Here is a 20,447-nt window from a genome sequence, read left to right on the forward strand (position 1 = left end):
AACTCATATCATTTCGATTTGAATCGAGCGGTTTTATCCCAACCGATGATTTGGCGATTTTTCTTCGCCTTCACGTAACGGACCAGGCTCCGAACGAACAAATATGAAAATAGTTGAGCATACGTAAAGTACATAATGATGCTGATGAATATGTTAATCGGCGTAAACGTCCGTTCCGCGGCTTGTGCGGCAAACAGCTGGGATGTGTAGACGATGTAGGAAAGATACCAAATGAACAGCAGCGGATAACTGTAGTGGACTGAAAAAATATCAAAAACCCCTAGAATGAACCACACATAGGAGACAATCAGGAACAACCAAAAAATCACATACACCATGAGCTGATGGATGGAGTGGACGAGTAGCTTCCCTTTAAAATACCCGGGTTCCATCAACGTCTTTTCGACGATGTACAGGTTCCCCTGCAGCCAGCGTGTCCGCTGCTTCACGTAAACGGAGAGCGTTTCCGGCTCTTGCTCCCATGTGACGGAGTTCGGGACGATCGGCAATAAATACCCCTTTTGGGTAATGCGCAATGTCAATTCCGCATCTTCCGCGATTGCGTAAGGGTCATATCCACCCAACTCCTCAATGACGGACCGTTTCACGAGCATATTCGTCCCGGTCAACGAACCCGTCTTGAACAGTTGCCATCTACCTGACTGCATGAGCAACTGGAACACTTGAAATTCGATCGAAATCATCCTCGTCAGCCAATTCGTAGACTCATTCAACGTCCGCACATAACCGACGGCGCCTGCGGATTGCACATTTTGTTCCGCCGTTTCCACCAATTTAGTGAGCGCATCAGGTTCAGGCTGATTGTCCGCATCATACACGCAATAATATTTATTGCCCGAAATGCTCAACCCATAGTTCAGCACCCTTGACTTGCCTCGGGGCTCCCCTGGCGGCACTTGGATATGATGCACATTCCTATACGTATCATTGAAGGCCTGGGCGATTGCAGCCGTTTCGTCTGTTGAATGGTCGTTCAATATGTATATCTGCAAATCGCCTGGATACTCAAGTTCGACCATCGCTTCAATCGTCTCTTTAATGACAACCCCTTCATTATGGGCAGGAATGAGAATATCGACGCCCGGATAGTGTTCAAGCGGCGGCAGCCTTTTTTTCCCTACTTTCATCCGATTGTAAAGACCCGCAATCATCAACAATGTGTAATACGTCAGGAGCAATAGGAATAATGAGGTCGTAAACAACAGCAGGAAAAGGATATTGTATGCCGCTCCCACGATGATCATTGCGATGAATAACAAGAATACGAGAAGCAAAAGGCCCGTCCTCCTAGTCATGAGATCACCTCATCCATCACTGCCGTCTGCCCCTCGATCCGTTCCGTCGTCCACGTCATTTTGTCAATCGCCCGCTCCTCAAAAGCTTCCCTCAGCCTTTTGTCAATTCTGCTTTTCACTACCTCCAACCCGTCCGCATCCGTGTTTTGTACTAAAACCACTAGACCTTCCTGCGATTTCCCCACGATATCAAAATGTTGACGAACGGACATATGTAAAATGCTTCCGACCGATGCAACCGCGGTCCGCTTCGTTGAACGCGGCAGTTCGGAGAGGTCCACACGAATGAAATATCCTGTCTCTTCCCTTCGAGCCATCGCCGATAAAATGAAACTCGCCCGCTTTTCAAATTCCATCCCCGACAGTACACCCTCTTCCGACAGAAACCCTTCCAAGCGCAACACCCGCTCCCTCAGAAAATAGTTTTCACTTCTGAATTGATAGGCGTACTTCGCCAAACTATAGAGGGCGAATAGATGGACGAGGAACAGGAAATGCAAGAAGATCGCCATTCCTTGATCCGCCGGGGACCAATTCTCGCGAAAAGCGAATACGAGAAATAAAAAAACCGTCCCTACCGTCAAAATGACATAATAGAAAAAGGCCAATCGATCGGATCCGCTGAAAAACAGGATGGTGACCAATCCTAAAATGGAATAGGCAGCAAACGGAACCGTTTTAAATGTAAATAGAATGATAACGACCATCGATAACAACCAAACAATCGATGCTACAGGCATCTTCAGTTGATTCCAAACGATAGATTTCCCCATAGACATAACACCTCCTATTACCCAATTCCCTGCTTGCTGAAATAAAAAACCAAATCCCGCCGCAACGTTTATCAGACCCCATACAGGGAATATCCCAACTAGACGATTTTTTAAAGGAGGATACCATGAATGCCTGAAGATAAATATGAAAAAAAGGATGAACAAGTGACACCTCAAACGCAGAATCGACAGCCCGGAATCGAAGCGGAAATGGATCCGCTCCCCCTTTACGACGATGAAAACTACAAAGGCTCCGGCAAGTTGAAAGGGAAAAACGCCTTGATTACCGGCGGGGATAGCGGCATCGGCCGCGCAGTGGCTGTTGCATTTGCAAAAGAGGGAGCCAATGTGGCGATTGCCTACTTGGATGAGGCGGAAGACGTCGATGCGAATAAAACCGTCGAGCTCATCGAACAATATGGCGGCAAAGCGATGAAAATCTGCATCGACATCAGCGAAGAGGAAAATTGCGAGAAGCTGATCGACGATGTTATCCAGGAATTCGGCAGCTTGAACATCCTCGTGAACAATGCCGGCAAGCAGTTCCCTCAGGACGACATCTCCCAAATTTCAGGCGACCAGCTGCGCGAAACGTTCGACACCAATTTCTTCGGCCTGTTTTATTTATCGAAAGCAGCGCTCGCCCATATGAAGGAAGGCGATTGCATCATCAACACTTCCTCCGTCACCGCTTATAATGGCTCGCCGGGATTAATTGATTACTCGGCAACGAAAGGCGCAATCACGACATTCACACGCTCCCTCGCCTTGAACTTGGCGACAAAAGGAATTCGTGTCAATGCGGTTGCGCCCGGTCCGATTTGGACCCCGCTTATACCGGCGACGTTTGATGCACAAAAAGTCGAGCAGCACGGGGCGGACACACCAGTGAAGCGCCGTGGGCAGCCGGCAGAAAACGCACCGGCTTATGTCTTCCTAGCTTCTAGCGATTCCAGCTATATGACCGGGCAGACGATCCATGTGGATGGCGGGGATTATGTAGGTTCTTAATAAAAAAGCGATTTGCAGATTTCTCATCCGCAAATCGCTTTTTCTTATGCTTCTACAGTATCCTGTGAATACCGCTTTTTGAAAATCAACGCAAAATAGCCAAACGTAATCGCCAAGCATGCGGCCATGAAGCCGATCAGCACACCGTTGCTCGCCCATAGATGCGCAAGGTCCCCAGTGGAGATCGACGCCTTGAACGCCTGGACGGAATATGTCATCGGCAACAATGTGTTGAACACTTGAAGAGGTTCAGGAATTAATTCCAACGGGAACGTTCCTGCACTCGTCGTCAATTGCAAAATCAAGATGATGATCGCCATGAATCGTCCCGGATCACCGAATAGCGACACCAGCATCTGGACAATCGCGATGAATGTGTAGCTCGTAATGATCGCCGTCAAAATGAACAACGGCAAGTTGACCGTTTCCATGCCAAGTGCACCTTTGATGATGCCGACCGCGACGAGTGCTTGCACGAGTCCAACAATCGCAAGGACAGAAACCTTGCTTGCCATCCATCCGAAAGCGCCTGTTGGCTTGATCGCCGGTTCAACTAGCGGGAAGACGATCGATAACAGCAATGCCCCGACGAATAATCCAAGAGAAAGGAAGTACGGTGCGAAACCGGTACCGTAGTTCGGTACTTCATTGATGCCTTCTTTCTCGACATCAACAGGAGATGCTGCCATCTCATACGTCTTCTCGTTCGGATTCACTTCGCTTGCAGTCGCATTCGCTTCCGCAAGTTTCTCCTGCAATGTCGCTGTTCCTTCATCCAACTCTTTCATGCCATCCGTCAACTTCGCTGAGCCATCCGCAAGTTCCTTCGATTTCGAAGCCAACGTTCCGGTACCTTCTTTCAACGTACCTGTTCCCGCATTCAACTCATTCAAGCCGGACGCCAAATCGGATGACCCTTTTTGCGCTTGTGCGACGCCTTCCGCTAGCTGACCAAGACCGGATGCCAATGCACCGTTCCCTTGCGCAAGAGCGGAAGCCCCCTCCTTCAATGCTGCGGAAGATCCATTCAATTGATCAAGACCTGCGAATGCCTGCGCATGGCCGTCACGCAATTGACCTGCCGCTCCGCTCAACTGGGCGGCACCGTCGCTAAGCGCAGCCGTACCCGCAGAAAGCTCGGACATGCCGCCTGCCAGTTCGGCACTTCCTTGTTGCAGTTGACCCAATGCCGCCTTCAAACCTGCTTGTTGTTCCTCAGGCAATGAAGCCAACAACGGCGCCAATTTTTCGGATAGGTCATTGATGCCCGCATTCACATTTTTTGAGCCTTCCGTCAGCTTTTGTGCCGCCCCATTCAACGCAGCCGATTTATCCTTGATTGTCCCGACCGCCTTTCCGAACTCGGCTTCTTTTTGTGCAATTTGAGCGTAGCTGTCTCTCAATTTCTGGACACCCGCCGTGTAATCGGCAATCCCGCCTTGCATATTCGCAGCCCCTTCACTTGCCTGAGCCGCTCCATTTTGAAGATCCGCCACACCTGAAGAAAGTGCGCCAATTCCTTTATTCAAATCAGCCGCACCTTTCGCAGCATCAGCAGTCCCTTTCGCCAAACGGTCCGATCCATCTTTCAACGTCACCGTGCTGGCCGCCAACGTTTCCAAATACCCTTTCAGATCATCCGCACCTTTTGCGAGTTCGCTGGCACCGTCATGCAATTTGCCTGCACCGTCCGCAGCCTCGCCAAAACCATTGCCCATCTCGTTGATGGAGTCAAACAACTGCTCTGCATACGTCGAAGCAACCTTCTCATTTACTTCAGCACGGATCCGATCCATCGCCGTCTCCCCGATTTGAGCAGACAAGAAGTTGAAGCCCTCATTCGGCTTGTACACGATCGTCAGCTTCTCCGGATTTTCATCGAGCAGCGTCGTGGCGTGCTGCGAGAAGTTCTCCGGTATTTCAATCGCGATATAGTAGTCCTGGTTTTTCAGGCCTTTCTCCGCGTCCGCCTTGGAGACTTCTTGGATATTGAAATTATTTCCTTCCATCAGCTTGTCAACCAACTCATCCCCAAGCGCAAGCTGTTTACCTTCAAAATTTGCGCCTTCATCCAAATTGACAATCGCCACAGGTAGTGCATTCATATTGGCATAAGGATCCCAAAAAGCCCATAAGAACATACCGGCATATAAAACCGGAATGAAGAGGATCGCAATCATCGGTACAAGCATTTTCCTTGTACGTAGAAGCTGCTTCCATTCCGCGAATATCATTGATTTTTTCATCCGTTCATTCCTCCATTTGTACTGACTGACCAAAACCTTCATTCAGTCAATCGTGAATAAAAAAAGAGTCTCAAGCTAAGAGACTTGTAAAAATGGTGCTGCGCAATAATCCCGCAATCCGTTCTTCGGACAGCTCTTCGTCCTCGTGGGTTTTTCCCCAATCGATGACAAGCGCCATATACGATTTGAACAGAAGGTATGCAATCAGCTCGCTGTCGCATGGCTTCAGTTCGCCTTTCTCAATCGACCGTTCAATTTTCGATTTTATATACGAGACGATTTCATTTTCGATTTCGGCGAGCACTTCAATGACTGCCGGTGTGCGCAGTTCTTTGCCTTCATCAATCAATTTGGCGTACAATTGATGCGTCTCCCGGAATTTCAGCATTTGCATGAGCCGGGCGTGGGCGTTCTGCTCGAAGGAAGCACCTTCGACTGTCGCTGCATCCGATGCCGCCCGCATCTCTTCGATCATTTTAAGGACAATTGCGTTGAACAACTCTTCTTTGTTTGCGAAAAACGTGTAGATCGTTCCTTTGCCGACATTCGCTATTTTAGCGACTTGGTCCATTGTCGTCGCTTTATAGCCGAACAGTGAAAACGATTTGGCAGCTGCCTCAAGGATTTCTTGCCTGCGATCCATTTCTCCACCTCGCTTCATTGACCGAAATACGTTTTCGGTCATCTAGTCATTATAATACTCCCTTGTTCAGCAGATTGCAACAAAAAAAGAAGTTATCATAGTTTCACGATAACTTCAGTTCCGTCTTTTGCTTTGACATTCACGAGCCCAAGTCCCCTGTGATTTTTCAACTCGGCTACAATGCCTCGCAGCTCTTTTTTATCTATATGTGGCATTATAAAAGCTTTTTCCTTGTCTTCTGCTTGCTCCACGATCCATTTGTTTATGAGTTTTTGCAGGCGCTCGGAAGACAGGATCATGATGCCAAGTGTCAAAAACCCATATGGGATCGGGATGAACAACCGTACTTTATCCGTCTTCACTTTGACTTTCATCATTATTCGATAAATACGGAAACTGTATCGCCGTCTGCAGATTTGACATCAACGATTTGTCCGTCCAGTTCATTGTCAATCGCTTCGATGAGCACGTCAATATCCAGGTCTTTCACGTACTTCTCGGATTGGGGGATGTTCCCCGCAATATTATGGCCAGCCTTCAACAGAACTTTGATGAGCTTGATCGGCAAATTGACCGAGACATTGTCATTGTCAGCCGAAACGACCCGGATTTTCAACGTTTTATCCGCATAAGCAGTCGGCTTGGATGACGGTCCGCCCCCGGATTCCCTGTTTTTCAATACCTCGATGAGCTCTGACGCCTTCTCCGCATCCACTTTCCCCTCTTGGACCATCGTTAACACTTTTTCAATTTCCGTTTTCATCATGAACTCCCCCTATTCATCTTTTAACAGCTTGATCGCTTCTTCCGGAGTGATTTCCCCGCTTTCCAACATGGCAACGACTTTTCTCTCATCCACCTCGTTCTTCTTTTTTATCTCATATCCGAGTGAACTGACGACTTCATTCAACTTGCCTCGGACCGTCGGATACGAAATCCCAAGTTCCTTTTCAACTTCTTTAATATTCCCCCTGCACGCCAAAAACACTTCGACAAAATGGAGTTGTTCCCCCGACAACGCTGCCAACTTGGACAGCTCAAACTCATTCTCGATGGACGTATGGCATCTGTTGCAATGCAGCTTGGTGACTTTCAACGTTTCATCGCAGACAGGGCAGTGGCTAATAACGGGATATGCCATAATTTCTGAACTCCCCTTTCATTTGAATCCATCATATACCATTATTTTAAGAATAGCAAGCAGGAAATTAATAATTTTAATTACAACCTTAATAATATTAATATTCAACATTAATTTATAGAAGATATTCAACCATAAAATAAAAAACAGGCAGGGGATTATCAATCCCCCACCCACTTCATTCCTCATTCATTTTGAACAAGCCATTGCTCATAATAGATATCCAGTTGATCCTTCAAGGCCCGAATTTCTTTCGCCATCGATTCGTAGTTGGCCCAATCGTTTTCAGTCGATATCTCTTTTTCCAACCGCTCGATGCGGAGCTCCAACCCGGTAATCTCTTCCTCAATGCTCGTTTCCTTCGTCAGCTTCGTCTTTTCGACGACGGGCATTTTCATAGGCGGCTCAGTGATCTGTGGTTGTTGCAGTTCATCCCATTTTCGTCTTGCCCATTCGAACGGGCCTTCGAACATCGTCATTTTACCGTCTTCCAGCCATGCTGTGCGGGAAAATAATTTATTCAAAAAATACCGGTCATGCGAAACGGCGAGAAGCGTTCCTGAAAAATCCTCCAATGCGTCTTCCAGCACTTCGCGTGATTCGATGTCCAAATGGTTCGTCGGTTCATCCAATATGAGTAAGTTCACGTCCTGATGCATCAGCTGTGCAAGCCTTAATCTCGTACGTTCCCCGCCGCTCAAGTCGCCGATCCGTTTGAACACGTCCGGTCCGTAAAACATGAATTTCGCAAGTATATGCCTCGCTTCGCCCTCCTCGACGCTGACCTCTTTCCGGAAGACATCCAGCAGGCGGGCTTTCGGATCCTCGATGGCAAAATGCTGTGAAAGGAAGCCGACTTTAACATTGCTCCCCAATTTGCATACCCCATCGTCAGGGTCAAGCTCGCCAAGTAGCATTTTCAGCACCGTCGATTTGCCGCTTCCATTCCGTCCGACAATCGCGGCACGGTCTTTCCAATACACTTGCAGATCGGCGCCGCGCAATAATTCATTTGAACCGAATGATTTCGCAGCGTCCTTCATGATGACGACTTCCTTGCCGCTTCTCGGAGCCGCCTCAAAGGACAATGCCATTTTCCGCGGATCAATCAATGGCTTCCTCAGCTTCTCCATCCGTTCCAGCGCCCGCTCCATATTCGTCGCTTGCCGGTGAAGGCCCGCATTTGGCGGATTCGCTTCATTCGCCCATATCCGCAGCCGCTTGATCGCTTCTTTCATCTTCTTGATCTTTTTCTGCTGCTCTTCATAGTCCTGGAATTCACGCAGTAGCCGCTCTTCCTTTTCTTGAACAAATGAACTGTAATTGCCGATATACTGATGCAGCTCCCCGTCTTCAAGATCCGCAATCCGCTTCACGACATTATCGAGAAAATAGCGGTCGTGCGAAATGATAACGACTGTTCCCGTATAGTCCATCAAATAGGCTTCCAGCCATTCGACCGCGAATAAATCCAAGTGGTTCGTCGGTTCATCCAACAGAAGCAAGTCTGGTTGGGTGAGCAGAAGTTTGCCTAACATGATCTTCGTCTGTTCCCCGCCGCTCATCTCGCTGAATTCCTGCTCGACAAACGCCCGTAATTGAAGACCGTTGATGATCTTTTCGATTTCCGAATCCATCGCATACCCGTCACGCCGGACGAATTCATCCTGCAATTGGCCGTATTGGTGGAGCAGGCGATCCATATCCTCTAAATCCGGATTCGATAATTGCATTTCCATTTCGGAAAGCTGCTGCTGAATGGCTCGCAGTTCCTTGAACGCACTTCGGAGTACGTCATATCCCGTCACCGGCTCATCGAATGAAGGAATTTGCGATAAATAACCGATCTTCGTTCCTTTTTTGAAATGAATGCGTCCAGCATCCGGTTGCTCGACAGCCGCGATGAGTTTGAATAACGTCGTTTTCCCGCTTCCATTCCGTCCGACGACGCCTAGCTTGTCACCTGTTTTGATTTCCAATGATAGATTTTCAAATATGGTGTTGCCACCTAACATTTTGCTCACTTGTTGGATTGTACAAATCATGGTTTTCCGCTTCCTCTCTGATTTAACAGCTTAGGAAAGCACAAAAAAAGACTGCGTTTAAGCAGCCTTCCCCCTAAAAGTATTGCAAGGAATGATGTGCTAAACAGCTGTGTGATTACTGAAATTGTCTAAAAAAGGGCATACGTATCCCGTTGAGCGCAATTTCATGAGTAATCGCACATGAAGTGGCTAAATATTCCAATAAAACTTCACGTGCATTCACAGTGTCCAACATCATCCCTCACCTCCGTCCGATTAATAGTAAAAATAGTGTAGCACGAATGTTTCGTTTTCACAATTGAATTTTTCTACATTTCAGGATTTGCGATAAGCCCCATGAACAGGATGGCTCCGGTTTCATCGTCCGTAATCGCAAAGAAAAACGGGCGGTTCACATCCATGACAAACGGGTCGTCCGGCGGGGCGGAACCGGCATCCATTTGCACGCCTGTCACCGCAGCCGCTTCCGTTCCCTCCTCATTCACATCGATATATGTTTTTTGCTTCACTTTACTAATGAAAAGTGGGGCATCCTCTTCAATCATCTTGCGGAAGTTAGCGCCTTCCTCGAATGCACTTGACATGCCAAGGGCTTCCAGTGCATCATTCAGTTCCGTTTCATATGACATTTTGAATTTCGGAAGAAGAATCGTTCCGCGTGTACGATTCATGTCGGATTTGATTTCTTCCCACTTCTCGCTCGTTAAAGTGCTGTGAAATTCGTCTAGGTCAACACCTTCATTCGGCAAGACGACTATCATGCTCATTTCACCATCCGCATATGGCAGTTGAATGGCCTGGAATTCACTGTTCGCCGTGTAAGCTAATTTTTCCTGCAAGTTCATGAAAGGCACTGCTTTTTCGGTTCCGGCCATCAAACGAAAGTTCCGATTTTCTGTATCCTTCTTATCAAATGGATATTTCCAATCTCCTTTGAAATAAATAGCGTTCAACAGCATGGCTACAAGATCGTCGTCTAACGGCGCATCGACCATTTTATCGATTTTTCCATTTGTCGCCTTCTCCACCCAGTCATTGATCCGTTTCGGCGAATCATTACTAGTGATGTCGATTTCCTCAATTTGCGCATTGAAATATTCCTTTGATTGATTAGCGAATTCGTCTTGGAACTTATATTGATTGTTCAGCCAAATGGAGTTGGCAACTTGCAGTTGAATTGCGTTGTTTTCTTTATTCAACATCGTCATGAGGGATGCATTTGCTTTATTCAAATCCATCGGGTCTATGCCTTCCATTTGCAAAGCTTGTGCGATTTCTTCCTTCGTCACCCCATCCGCTCCGTTATACACCATTGCCAATGCCATGAGAAGACTTGTTGGTGAAATGAATAGATTTCCGTTGTCATCCGTTTCGATTTGATCCAATAATATAAATCCCAACTCATTATTCGGTTCAACAATCTTTTCATAATCCATCTTTCCGAATTCAACTCCTTCAGCAATTTGAAGACTGCTTTGATTGGCACTTGTGCCACAGCCCGCGACGGGCAACAATAGGCTCAGTCCAATGAGAGTGGCAACAATTTTTCGTTTCATGATGAACACCATCCTTTGTTCATTAGACTGAATATAACCGGGAAAGTTACAATTCCCGCCTATGCGATCACCATATAATTTGTGCTATAATCATAATAATCAAATTTCCATAACGGGGTGGTTAGATGGTATTCCCTAAAGGAAAGAAAACGTATAGCTATGCCGATTATTTAGAATGGGACAATGATTTCAATTCGGAAGCGATCGACGGGGAAATTATTAGCATGTCGCCTTCTCCGACGCCAAAACATCAGGATATCTTAGGTGAATTGTTTGCCGAGCTAAAGATGTTTTTACGTGGAAAGGATTGCTCTGCATTTTCAGCTCCAATGGATGTTTGTTTATTCGCCAGTAAGGAGTCGGCGCCAGACACAATTCTGGATTGGGTGCAACCTGATATCCTTGTCGTTTGCGATTCTGATAAAATCGGCGATAAAAATATTTGCGGCGCACCCGACTTAATTGTTGAAGTATTATCACCATCGACTGCGAGAAATGACCGTTTGGTTAAATATAATAATTATGAGAGAGCCGGTGTCAAAGAGTATTGGATTGTCGATCCGTATAATATGACGGTTGAAGTATATTCCCTTGAGGGAGCTTCCTTTGTACAATCTAAAATCCTTGGGAAAGATGATTTGTTGACTGTGGAGATTTTCCCAGAGTTAGAAATTGATTTGAAAAATATTTTTAAGGAATGAATATGCCAAGAGGTACAATTTCTCTTGGCATTTTATATTTCCTACTAATTGAATAGGCGCGGCAAAAAGTTTTGCTCAACTTTCAGGGAAATATGTGCGAATTGCGGGTTGTTTTGCGCGACTTCTGACAGGTTATGCGCGGCTTGGAGTGAGTTATGCGCGTTTTCTTCCTAGTTATGCTCATTTTGTGACCTTTGCCCTAGATCAATTATCTCACTAGCCCGCTTGGAGAACCTAATGAGTGATCATAAACCGCAGGCTCCCCACTCAAAAACGCCGAGAGCACAAAGCTCTTGGCGTTTTCAATCTCTTATTCAGTCAAACGGCCATTCCGGCAGCATATGGCTCAACTTTTTATCCTCACGGTAGCCTAATACATACTCCGCCTGCATGATTGTATGGATTTCACGCGTTCCTTCATAAATGACCGGCGCTTTCGAGTTGCGCAGGAAGCGTGCGACCGGATATTCGTCTGAATAGCCGTACGCGCCGTGGATTTGGAAGGCGTCGTCTGCGGCTTTATTCGCGAAATCGCATGCTTGCCATTTTGCAAGAGACGTTTCGCGTGTGTTGCGTAATCCTTTATTCTTCAATTCGCCCGCACGGTAGACGAGGAGGCGGCTCATTTGGTAGCCAGCTTCCATGTTGGCGATCATTTGCTGGACAAGCTGGTGCTTTCCAATCGGCTTGCCGAATGTTTCGCGCTCGTGGCAATACTTCACGCTTTCCTCGAGGCAGCCCATGATCAAGCCGACCGCTCCAGCTGCGACAGTAAAGCGTCCGTTGTCGAGAGCGGACATGGCAATCTTAAATCCTTCGCCTTCCTGACCCAATAAATTCGCAGCCGGGATACGCATGTCTTCAAAGAAGAGTTCCCCCGTATTGCCTGCCCGGATGCCGTATTTCCCTTTGATCGCTTTCGATGAAAAGCCCGGCGTTGTGCGTTCGACGATGAATGCGCTGATGCCATGGTGCTTCTTCGACTTATCCGTATATGCGAACACAAGGAAATGATCTGCCACGTCGCATAGGGAAATCCACGTCTTTTGCCCATTGATGACATATTCATCCCCATCACGCACTGCAGTTGTCGCCATCGCCGCGACGTCGGAGCCTGCTCCTGGTTCGGTCAGACCGAATGCGCCGATTTTCTCGCCCTTCGCTTGCGGCACCAAAAACTTTTGCTTCTGCTCTTCCGTTGCCCATTGCATGAGTGTCATGGAGTTCAAGCCGATATGGACGGAAACCGCCGTCCGGAATGCCGTGTCTCCACGCTCAAGCTCTTCACAAAGGATGGCGAGCGAGTTGTAGTCCATCCCGCTGCCTCCGTATTGTTCAGGCACACAGACGCCCATAAATCCTAAGTCCGCAAGCTTTTTCCATATCGATGGATCAAACCCGCCCTCCGCATCCCATCGCTGGATATGCGGCATAATCTCTTCATCTACAAATTGACGCGCAGTCTTGCGCAACATCTGCTGTTCTTCCGTAAATCCGAAATCCACTTCCCCAACCCCTTTCCCTCACTGTCTATTAAACGTGAGCTTCTTGTGTTTTAACTGTTTCTTCGATAACAACGCCGCGTTTTTTCATTTCTTCAATGTATTCTGCGCCCGGCACAATATTCTCCGGTGGATGGACGCCGCGTTTCGTAATGGTGCCGTTTCCGATCATTTGCGCAACAATTGAAATCGTATTCGCTGTCGCCCGAGCCATCGCCGTTTCATTTACCGACAGATCCTTTTTCGTCACCAAGTTATATTCGTATGTCGCCGGCATCCCATGCGCTTCGCCGCTCACAATGACGCGAAGGAGCACAGCGTCGGACTTCTCACCCAATCGCAGTTGCGGCGAAAGCTGTTCACGCATAACATCGCGCACTTTTACACGCTTATCCCCTACTGTCACTTCGTTGTCGCGTGACAATAAACCGAGATCGACAAGCAATTGGAACTTCTCGGCATGCCCTTTATACCGGATCGTCTTATATTCCAGCGTTTGCACGTTCGGGAATGTCTTCGTCAACGTCGATGTGCCGCCTGACGTATGGAATGCCTCCAGCTCGCCGAATTCATCGAAATGTATCGATTCCACTTCGGATAATGAAGGGACCTCAAGCAGCTGCCCGTTACGGATGACGTGGGACGGGTCTGTATAGTGGTCGAAAACGCCTTCCAATGAAAACACAACGTTGTAATTTAGCGGAGGCTCAGGCTTCACAGGAATTCCGCCTACGTAAAGCTTGATGCTATCCACTTTGTCGAGCTTGCTTGCGCCGTAGCCTGACAGGATGTTGATCATTCCAGGCGCCACCCCGAGGTCCGGAATGATCGTGACACCTTTCGCTGACGCTTTTTCCGCCAATTCCAATACAGCGTCCGTCGCACCGCCGATATGTCCGCCGAGGTCGATGGAATGAACTCCGATTTCCACCGCGATTCTCGCTACCTTTTCATTGAATGTATAGAACAGCGCATTGATGACGACATCCCCAAGCGCCATCACTTCTTGCAACTGAAGGTCATTTGTCGCATCGAGCTGCAAAAGATCCAATTTGTCGGACATGAGCTGTTCCGCAAAATCCTCTGCCGCTCTTAAATTCAAGTCCGCCAAATACACTTTCGTCACGTCATCGCTTTTCACTAGATCCCGAACTGCTTCTTTCCCCATTAAGCCTGCGCCTAATACAACCACTTTCATGTGAACATCCCCTTTAATCCCGAATTATCCCGCATTAACTGGCTTTAAGACCCTCTGCGAGGGGTCAACAGCCAGTAAATGCCCGATTGGTTCAACTAACAATCAGTGGAAAAACGCCACTGATTGAAGTTTTACTTTATTCCGTGTCGATTTGTGCCCGTTGCAATTTCCCACTGAAGTCGACGTAAATGCTCTTCCACTCTGTGAACACGTCAAGCGCCGCCACTCCGGAATCCCGGTGGCCATTGCCCGTTCCCTTTGTCCCCCCGAATGGAAGGTGAATTTCCGCGCCGGTCGTTCCGGCGTTCACGTAGACGATTCCCGTGTCGAGATCCCGTTGTGCACGGAACACTTTATTCACATCTTTCGAGAAGATGGAACTGGACAGGCCGTAAATGACGCTATTGTTCACTTCGATTGCTTCGTCCAGGCTGCCGACTTCAATTAGAGATACGACCGGGCCGAAGATTTCCTCCTGCGCCAGACGGCTATCCCATTTCACGTCAGTGAACAACGTCGGTTCGAAATAATGGCCCTTCGCAAAGTCGCCGTCTGTCAGCACACTTCCCCCTGCCAACAGCTTCGCGCCTTCCTCTTTTCCGATTTCCACGTAGCTTTGAATTTTCTCCAGCGCCTTCCCGTTGATGACCGGCCCGATTTTCACGGACTCGTCCAAGCCGTCCCCGATCGTCAAATGCTCCATCGACGCCAATAATTTCGTTTCCAATTCTTCCTTAACATCTTTATGCACGATGACCCGGCTGCATGCTGTACATCGTTGGCCCGCCGTTCCGAACGCGCTCCAAAGAATCCCTTCCACGGCTAGGTCAATATCCGCGTCATCCATGACGATGACCGCATTTTTCCCGCCCATTTCAAGCGACACTTTCTTCAGATGGCGCCCGCCCGTTTCAGCGACATGGCGCCCTGTTTCCGTCGATCCCGTGAATGAAATGACACGGACATCAGGGTGCTCAATCATCGCTGTTCCGACTTCAGAGCCCGATCCGAATACGATATTGGCGACACCTGCAGGAAGTCCGACTTCCTCGAAAATCTTCGCCATTTCATACGCCATCATCGGTGTTTCCGTTGCTGGTTTCCAAACGAATGTGTTTCCTGCCACAATCGCCGGGAATGACTTCCATGTCGCAATTGCCACAGGGAAGTTCCACGGCGTGATCAAACCTACGACCCCGATCGGTGCGCGGACGCTCATCGCGAATTTATCCTGCAGCTCGGAAGGAACCGTTTCCCCGAACAGCCTGCGCCCTTCGCCGGCCATATAGAATGCCATGTCGATCCCTTCCTGCACCTCGCCGCGGCCTTCCTCGATGACTTTCCCCATTTCCTTCGTCAACACTTGGGCCAAATGCTCTTTTCGTTCCTTCATGAGATTGCCGATTGCATATAAGTAATCCGCCCGCTTCGGTGCCGGAACGAGCGCCCATTTTTTCTGCGCTTCCTTCGCGGCCTTCACAGCCAGATCCACATCTTCACTAGTCGATAAGCGCACTTGCGCCAGCTCTTCCCCATTCGCCGGATTCGTGACAGCCGTATATTTCGCACCCCCGCTTTCCTGCCAAGACCCTCCGATAAAGTTGTTCAATTGCATGTCTTCATTTCCCCTTTCCAACACGAACTATTTGCAACCGCTTACAGTCTATCTATTTCGACATTATCCTTCCAAATTCCTTCTTCTCTGAATAAAAAATAAAATCCCGTACAGGATATCACCTGTACGGGATTTTTCATTTTTGAACTACTTCCGCCACGTAGGACGTCAATGTATCGACATTTTTCATCATGGCCGATACGGAAACGCCAAACAATTTAGCAGCATCCGTTTGTGTAAACTGAACATCTCCGAGCATTCCGATTTCGTGGGCCGTTTTGAAGAGGGAGGCCGCGAGAACTTCCGGCTTCCGGATGATCGGCTCCTCTTTTAGGCAAAACATTTCAAAGTCGTTTTTCAACCTATTTTTCATAGATTCCTCAATTTGAAAATCATCCAGTTTCGCAAATGCAATTTCGAGCACTTCGCGTTGAGGTTCCGTTAGAGATGTTTCAATATCCGGTACGGCCACCTCCTCGGAATCAGATTCGCGGACGCGCGATAGCAATGTTTTATAAACATCCAGCATATGTTCATTATAGAAATCAAAGCTGTTCGTGAATCCGCTCGATTCGGCCAATTCAACGATATTCCGCTGCATCGAACCGGACTGATCAGATACACGGTATAAGCCGTTGATCAAATAGGCATTCGTTGAAGGTTTCCGATCATCATACAAGGCGATGCCGAAAAAGATATCCCCTTCCTTCAATTCATTACGAGGGGATAATGGAAGTATGTACGTATCTTTATCCAAAATCTGTTCCACCGTCACCGTATCTTCAGTAAAACCTTTCACTTTTGCCAGTAAAACGATAGGGTCATTCCAATGCTGCAACAGCCGACGCGTATCCGACCGTACTGTGCCATCCAACTCTTTCAGTACACGGCTCCTCCATAAGTCGCGCCGCGCAATGAACAAATAATATTCCCCTGTCACCCGTCCGATTTCCTTGCCGCTGATAAATCTGCCAAGACCGGATCGCCATTGCCTTTCATATCGGTCGTACTCGGCAAATTCAGCGGGAAGGCTGATTCCGTTTTCGAAATAGCCGGAGATGATCCGCCTCAGCTCTTCATCAACCAGTTGCTCATTTGAAATCCCGGTCTTCGAAGCACAGCATCTTTTATATTTCTTTCCGCTTCCGCATGGGCAGGGATCATTCCTTCCAATCATTCCGCTCACACCTTTCCTCTTAATTATACCAAAAGACGGCGCAGGGGACTATCCCTGCACCGTCTTCGCTTTTATCGAATCATCCGTTGCCGGTGATTTCATTTCCTCATATTTTGGAGGGCGGACTCTTTTCACGAAAAGAGTGAGGATCAAAGCAGCTAACGCAATGAACGTCGCAATCAAGAAGGAGTAGTTGATGCCGTCCAGCATCGCTTCCAAGCCGATTGTATGCTGCAACTCTGCCATTCCAGCTTTATCTGCAGGTATATTCCCGCTTGCCGCTGCATCTTTAAAGAGGGATTCCCCCGATTTCTCCATGCGCTTCGTCATGATCGTAAGCAAAATCGCGGAGCCGATCGCCCCGGACACTTGCTGCAATGTATTGTTCATTGCTGTGCCGTGCGGGTTCGATTTCATCGGCAATTGGTTCAAGCCATTCGTCATGATCGGCATCATGACCATCGACATTCCGAACATCCGGATTGTGTACAGCGCCATCAAGTAGTAATACCCTGAATGCAATTCAAGTCTACTTAAATAAAACGTCGTAATGACTGTGATTGTAAGCCCGGTGATCGCTAGGACCCGCGCACCGTATTTATCGAACAGCTTACCGGTGATCGGCGACATGATTCCCATGAGCACCGCGCCCGGAAGCATCAAGATCCCTGCTTCAAACGGCGAAATGCCGCGTACTTGCTGAACGTAAAGTGGTGTCAGGATCATTCCCGAGAACATTGCCACCGACAAAACAATCGAAATGACTGATGCAAGAGCGAACATCGGGTATTTATAAATCTTGAAGTCCAGCATCGGATCTTCCATCCGCAATTGGCGCAGGATGAACACGATCAGTGCAATTGCCCCGATTGCGATTGTTCCATAAACGACTGGAGCACCCCATCCTTTATCCCCTGCCGAACTGAATCCATATAGAAGACCGCCGAAACCGATGCTCGATAAAACGAGGGAGAAGACATCCAGCTTCACCGAAGTATTCGGCGTAATGTTTTTCAATTTCCAAAGCGCAAATACAATCGTCAGAATCGCGAACGGCAAGACGATTTCAAAAAGCGTCCGCCAAGAATAGTGTTCCACGATCCATCCCGACAATGTCGGCCCGATTGCAGGCGCCGTGAACATGACAAGCCCGAACATTCCCATCGCGGATCCCCTTTTCTCAATAGGGAAAGCGACAAGCATGACGTTCATCAATAACGGCATCATCAAAGCTGAACCCGATGCCTGGATCATACGTGCCATAACGAGTAATCCGAACGTCGGCGCAAAGACGGCAAGAGCCGTTCCGATCGTAAATAACGTCATCGCCGTCAAAAACAATCTGCGGTTCGTAAATTTCTGGACAAAGAACGCACTTGCCGGAATCATGATCCCGTTCACAAGCATATAACCGGTCGTCAGCCACTGGACAGCCGACGGTTTCACTTGAAATTCATTCATGATGACCGGCAAAGCAATATTCAATAATGTATTGTTCAAAATCGCGACGAACGCCCCGAAGAATAAAATCGCTATCATTCCATAAGGAGGCTTTTCGTGCATCTTCTTTATATCCATTTCCAATAGAATTCCTCCATTCAACTTTCCTTACACAATTTAATAGTTTATACCCTCAGTACAAAATGAGCAAGTAAAAAATTTCAAAATGGAATAAAAAAGTATTCAACGCTGTCATTATAGCGTTCCGTCTGATAAAATCAATTTGTACACACAGTCTAAATCTGAAAATGCAAGGTGATATAAATGAACGAGCGCAAACGCCAGGTGATGCTCATTGCGAAAAAACTATTTATCGATAAAGGATTCACAGCCACGTCTGTGCAAGATATCTTGGAAGAAGCAAAAATCTCCAAAGGGACGTTTTATAATTACTTCACTTCCAAGAACGAATGCCTCATGGCCATATTGGAAGACGCACATAACGAGTCGGTCATCCGTCGGCGCGAATTGTTGGTCGGCCGCGATAAAAAGGATAAGGATCTATTAGCCGGGCAGATTCTGGTCCGGATGCAAGTGAACCGGGAATTGAATCTGCTACCAATTTACGAAGCGGTTTTTTATTCCAATGATGAAGAACTGCGGAATTTCGTGAAAGCTTACCATCTTAGCGAGTTGAAATGGATTGCCGGACGCCTTGTCGACGTCTATGGAGAGGAAGCGGAGCCCCATGCCTTCGATTGCTCCGTCATGACGCTCGGGATGATCCAGCAACTGAACCATTTCTGGAAAGCCGGCTCATCCAAGGACCCCGACATTGAAAAACTAGTCCACTTCACGTTCCGGCGGATGGACGCCCTCATGTCCGATATGATTGAACAGAAGGACGTCCTGTTAGAAAAACATTTCATTTCATCATTAGAAGTTCCTGCTGGAGATCTGAAAGGAAAACTTCAGGAGGATCTACTTGAGCTGAAAAAGAAATTGGAACAGGAACAGTTTATGAACTGTGTGGAATATGCAGACTTCCTACTCGCTGAATTGCAGTCCGAAAAGCCGAGAGTTTCCCTCTTGGAGGCGGTCAGCCGTTCATTCCGCGAAGCTAGCAATAGCACGATGCTAGCTGATCGTGTGAATGAAATCTTATTCCTACTATGGAAATACATCGACTCGAATAAAACAAATTCGTGAAACTTTAGGGTTCGCTCGCCGTACAATTAATCAGCAACTAAACTTTTAGGGGGCATTTTATGAACAATCACGAAATCGACTTCAAATTGTACGGAGATGATATGCAATTTGTAGAGGTGGAATTGGATCCGGGCGAGACTGTTGTCGCTGAAGCAGGATCATTGATGATGATGGAAGACGGGATTGAAATGGAGACGATTTTTGGGGATGGCTCAGGAAATTCCGGCAGCGGATTCATGGGTAAATTAATGGGGGCAGGGAAACGTCTGTTGACCGGTGAAAGTCTTTTCATGACAACATTCACGAACGAAGGATCCGGCAAAAAGCACGCCTCCTTCGCAGCTCCATATCCAGGGAAAATCATTCCGATGGATTTAAGTCAACTTAACGGCAAGATCATTTGCCAGAAGGATGCGTTTTTAGCGGCAGCAAAAGGTGTTTCCGTCGGAATCGAGTTCCAAAGGAAAATCGGCGTCGGCTTTTTCGGGGGCGAAGGCTTCATCATGCAAAAGCTTGAAGGGGATGGCATGGCATTCGTACATGCGGGAGGAACGATTATCGAGAAGACTCTTTCCCCGGGCGAAACATTGCGTGTCGACACAGGCTGTCTCGTCGCCATGACGCGTGACGTCGACTATAATATCGAAATGGTAAAAGGCGTTAAAACGGCGCTGTTCGGCGGCGAAGGATTGTTCTTCGCGACGTTGAGAGGGCCGGGCAAAGTCTGGATCCAATCCTTGCCATTCTCAAGGCTCGCAAGCCGCGTCTTCGCAGCAGCGCCGCAGATGCCAGGCGGCGGATCACGTGACGAAGGCAGTATCGCAGGTGGATTGTTTAATATGTTGGGTGGAAAATAAAAGAGGAAAACCGGAAT

The 20,447-nt window shown here is 47.8% G+C and carries 19 protein-coding genes; 4 read left to right on the forward strand and 15 right to left on the reverse strand.

From position 1 onward, the window contains the following. Positions 1-8 precede the first annotated feature (8 nt). Together ACFPTP_RS17245 and ACFPTP_RS17250 are read right to left on the reverse strand one after the other, a co-directional pair. Complete coding sequence (locus ACFPTP_RS17245; protein WP_381447370.1) at positions 9-1,316, reverse strand: glycosyltransferase family 2 protein; 1,308 nt, start codon at positions 1,314-1,316, stop codon at positions 9-11. Further along, entirely contained in the window at positions 1,313-2,089 is a 777-nt protein-coding gene (locus ACFPTP_RS17250; RefSeq protein ID WP_381447372.1) for a hypothetical protein, read from the reverse strand. Before ACFPTP_RS17250 ends, ACFPTP_RS17245 begins: the two co-directional genes overlap by 4 nt. A 129-nt stretch (positions 2,090-2,218) precedes the next feature. Here ACFPTP_RS17250 and ACFPTP_RS17255 point away from each other — a divergent pair, with 129 nt between their 5' ends. Next, positions 2,219-3,100, forward strand: a complete 882-nt coding sequence (locus ACFPTP_RS17255) for an SDR family oxidoreductase (RefSeq protein WP_381447374.1) — start codon at positions 2,219-2,221, stop codon at positions 3,098-3,100. Positions 3,101-3,144: 44 nt separating this feature from the next. Here ACFPTP_RS17255 and ACFPTP_RS17260 read toward each other — a convergent pair whose 3' ends face one another. The 8 genes from ACFPTP_RS17260 to ACFPTP_RS17295 form a co-directional block, all read right to left on the reverse strand. Then, positions 3,145-5,346: a YhgE/Pip family protein gene (locus ACFPTP_RS17260; protein ID WP_381447376.1), complete on the reverse strand. Its 2,202-nt coding sequence runs from the start codon at positions 5,344-5,346 to the stop codon at positions 3,145-3,147. 70 nt (positions 5,347-5,416) lie between these two features. Next, on the reverse strand, positions 5,417-5,989 hold the full coding sequence (locus ACFPTP_RS17265; protein WP_381447379.1) for a TetR/AcrR family transcriptional regulator: 573 nt from the start codon (positions 5,987-5,989) through the stop codon (positions 5,417-5,419). A gap of 95 nt (positions 5,990-6,084) precedes the next feature. After that, positions 6,085-6,351 carry a hypothetical protein gene (locus tag ACFPTP_RS17270; RefSeq protein ID WP_381447381.1) on the reverse strand — a complete coding sequence of 89 codons (267 nt, stop codon included), beginning with the start codon at positions 6,349-6,351 and terminating at the stop codon, positions 6,085-6,087. Between the two features lie 14 nt (positions 6,352-6,365). After that, positions 6,366-6,752, reverse strand: a complete 387-nt coding sequence (locus ACFPTP_RS17275) for an SHOCT-like domain-containing protein (protein ID WP_381447383.1) — start codon at positions 6,750-6,752, stop codon at positions 6,366-6,368. A 12-nt stretch (positions 6,753-6,764) separates the two neighbouring features. After that, on the reverse strand, positions 6,765-7,130 hold the full coding sequence (locus ACFPTP_RS17280) for a DUF2089 domain-containing protein (protein ID WP_381447385.1): 366 nt from the start codon (positions 7,128-7,130) through the stop codon (positions 6,765-6,767). Positions 7,131-7,315: 185 nt separating this feature from the next. Continuing rightward, positions 7,316-9,175, reverse strand: coding sequence for a ribosomal protection-like ABC-F family protein (gene abc-f, locus ACFPTP_RS17285; protein WP_381447387.1), 1,860 nt, complete (start codon positions 9,173-9,175; stop codon positions 7,316-7,318). Between the two features lie 115 nt (positions 9,176-9,290). After that, a complete protein-coding gene (locus ACFPTP_RS17290; protein ID WP_381447389.1) occupies positions 9,291-9,413 on the reverse strand; it encodes an RAxF-45 family protein in 123 nt (40 codons plus the stop codon). A 70-nt stretch (positions 9,414-9,483) separates the two neighbouring features. Then, on the reverse strand, positions 9,484-10,731 hold the full coding sequence (locus tag ACFPTP_RS17295; RefSeq protein WP_381447392.1) for a serpin family protein: 1,248 nt from the start codon (positions 10,729-10,731) through the stop codon (positions 9,484-9,486). A gap of 125 nt (positions 10,732-10,856) precedes the next feature. On the opposite strand from ACFPTP_RS17295, the gene ACFPTP_RS17300 reads away from it, so the two are divergent. Then, positions 10,857-11,432 carry a Uma2 family endonuclease gene (locus tag ACFPTP_RS17300; protein WP_381447395.1) on the forward strand — a complete coding sequence of 192 codons (576 nt, stop codon included), beginning with the start codon at positions 10,857-10,859 and terminating at the stop codon, positions 11,430-11,432. Between the two features lie 314 nt (positions 11,433-11,746). Here the strand turns inward: ACFPTP_RS17300 and ACFPTP_RS17305 are convergent, their stop codons facing one another. The 5 genes from ACFPTP_RS17305 to ACFPTP_RS17325 form a co-directional block, all read right to left on the reverse strand. Next, complete coding sequence (locus ACFPTP_RS17305; protein ID WP_381447397.1) at positions 11,747-12,937, reverse strand: acyl-CoA dehydrogenase family protein; 1,191 nt, start codon at positions 12,935-12,937, stop codon at positions 11,747-11,749. Positions 12,938-12,965: 28 nt separating this feature from the next. Further along, on the reverse strand, positions 12,966-14,132 hold the full coding sequence (locus ACFPTP_RS17310) for a saccharopine dehydrogenase family protein (protein WP_381447399.1): 1,167 nt from the start codon (positions 14,130-14,132) through the stop codon (positions 12,966-12,968). A 136-nt stretch (positions 14,133-14,268) separates the two neighbouring features. Next, positions 14,269-15,747, reverse strand: coding sequence for an aldehyde dehydrogenase family protein (locus ACFPTP_RS17315; RefSeq protein WP_381447401.1), 1,479 nt, complete (start codon positions 15,745-15,747; stop codon positions 14,269-14,271). 136 nt (positions 15,748-15,883) lie between these two features. Beyond that, a complete protein-coding gene (locus ACFPTP_RS17320) occupies positions 15,884-16,924 on the reverse strand; it encodes a YecA family protein (RefSeq protein ID WP_381447403.1) in 1,041 nt (346 codons plus the stop codon). Positions 16,925-16,972: 48 nt separating this feature from the next. After that, positions 16,973-18,502: a DHA2 family efflux MFS transporter permease subunit gene (locus ACFPTP_RS17325; RefSeq protein WP_381447762.1), complete on the reverse strand. Its 1,530-nt coding sequence runs from the start codon at positions 18,500-18,502 to the stop codon at positions 16,973-16,975. Positions 18,503-18,688: 186 nt separating this feature from the next. Between ACFPTP_RS17325 and ACFPTP_RS17330 the strand changes: the two genes are divergently transcribed. After that, entirely contained in the window at positions 18,689-19,573 is an 885-nt protein-coding gene (locus ACFPTP_RS17330; RefSeq protein WP_381447405.1) for a TetR/AcrR family transcriptional regulator, read from the forward strand. A 59-nt stretch (positions 19,574-19,632) separates the two neighbouring features. Beyond that, positions 19,633-20,430, forward strand: coding sequence for a TIGR00266 family protein (locus ACFPTP_RS17335; protein ID WP_381447407.1), 798 nt, complete (start codon positions 19,633-19,635; stop codon positions 20,428-20,430). Positions 20,431-20,447: the final 17 nt, after the last annotated feature.

Origin of the sequence: Sporosarcina koreensis, from assembly GCF_042655825.1 — a bacterium.
In the GTDB taxonomy this organism is placed as follows: Bacteria; Bacillota; Bacilli; order Bacillales_A; family Planococcaceae; genus Sporosarcina; species Sporosarcina koreensis.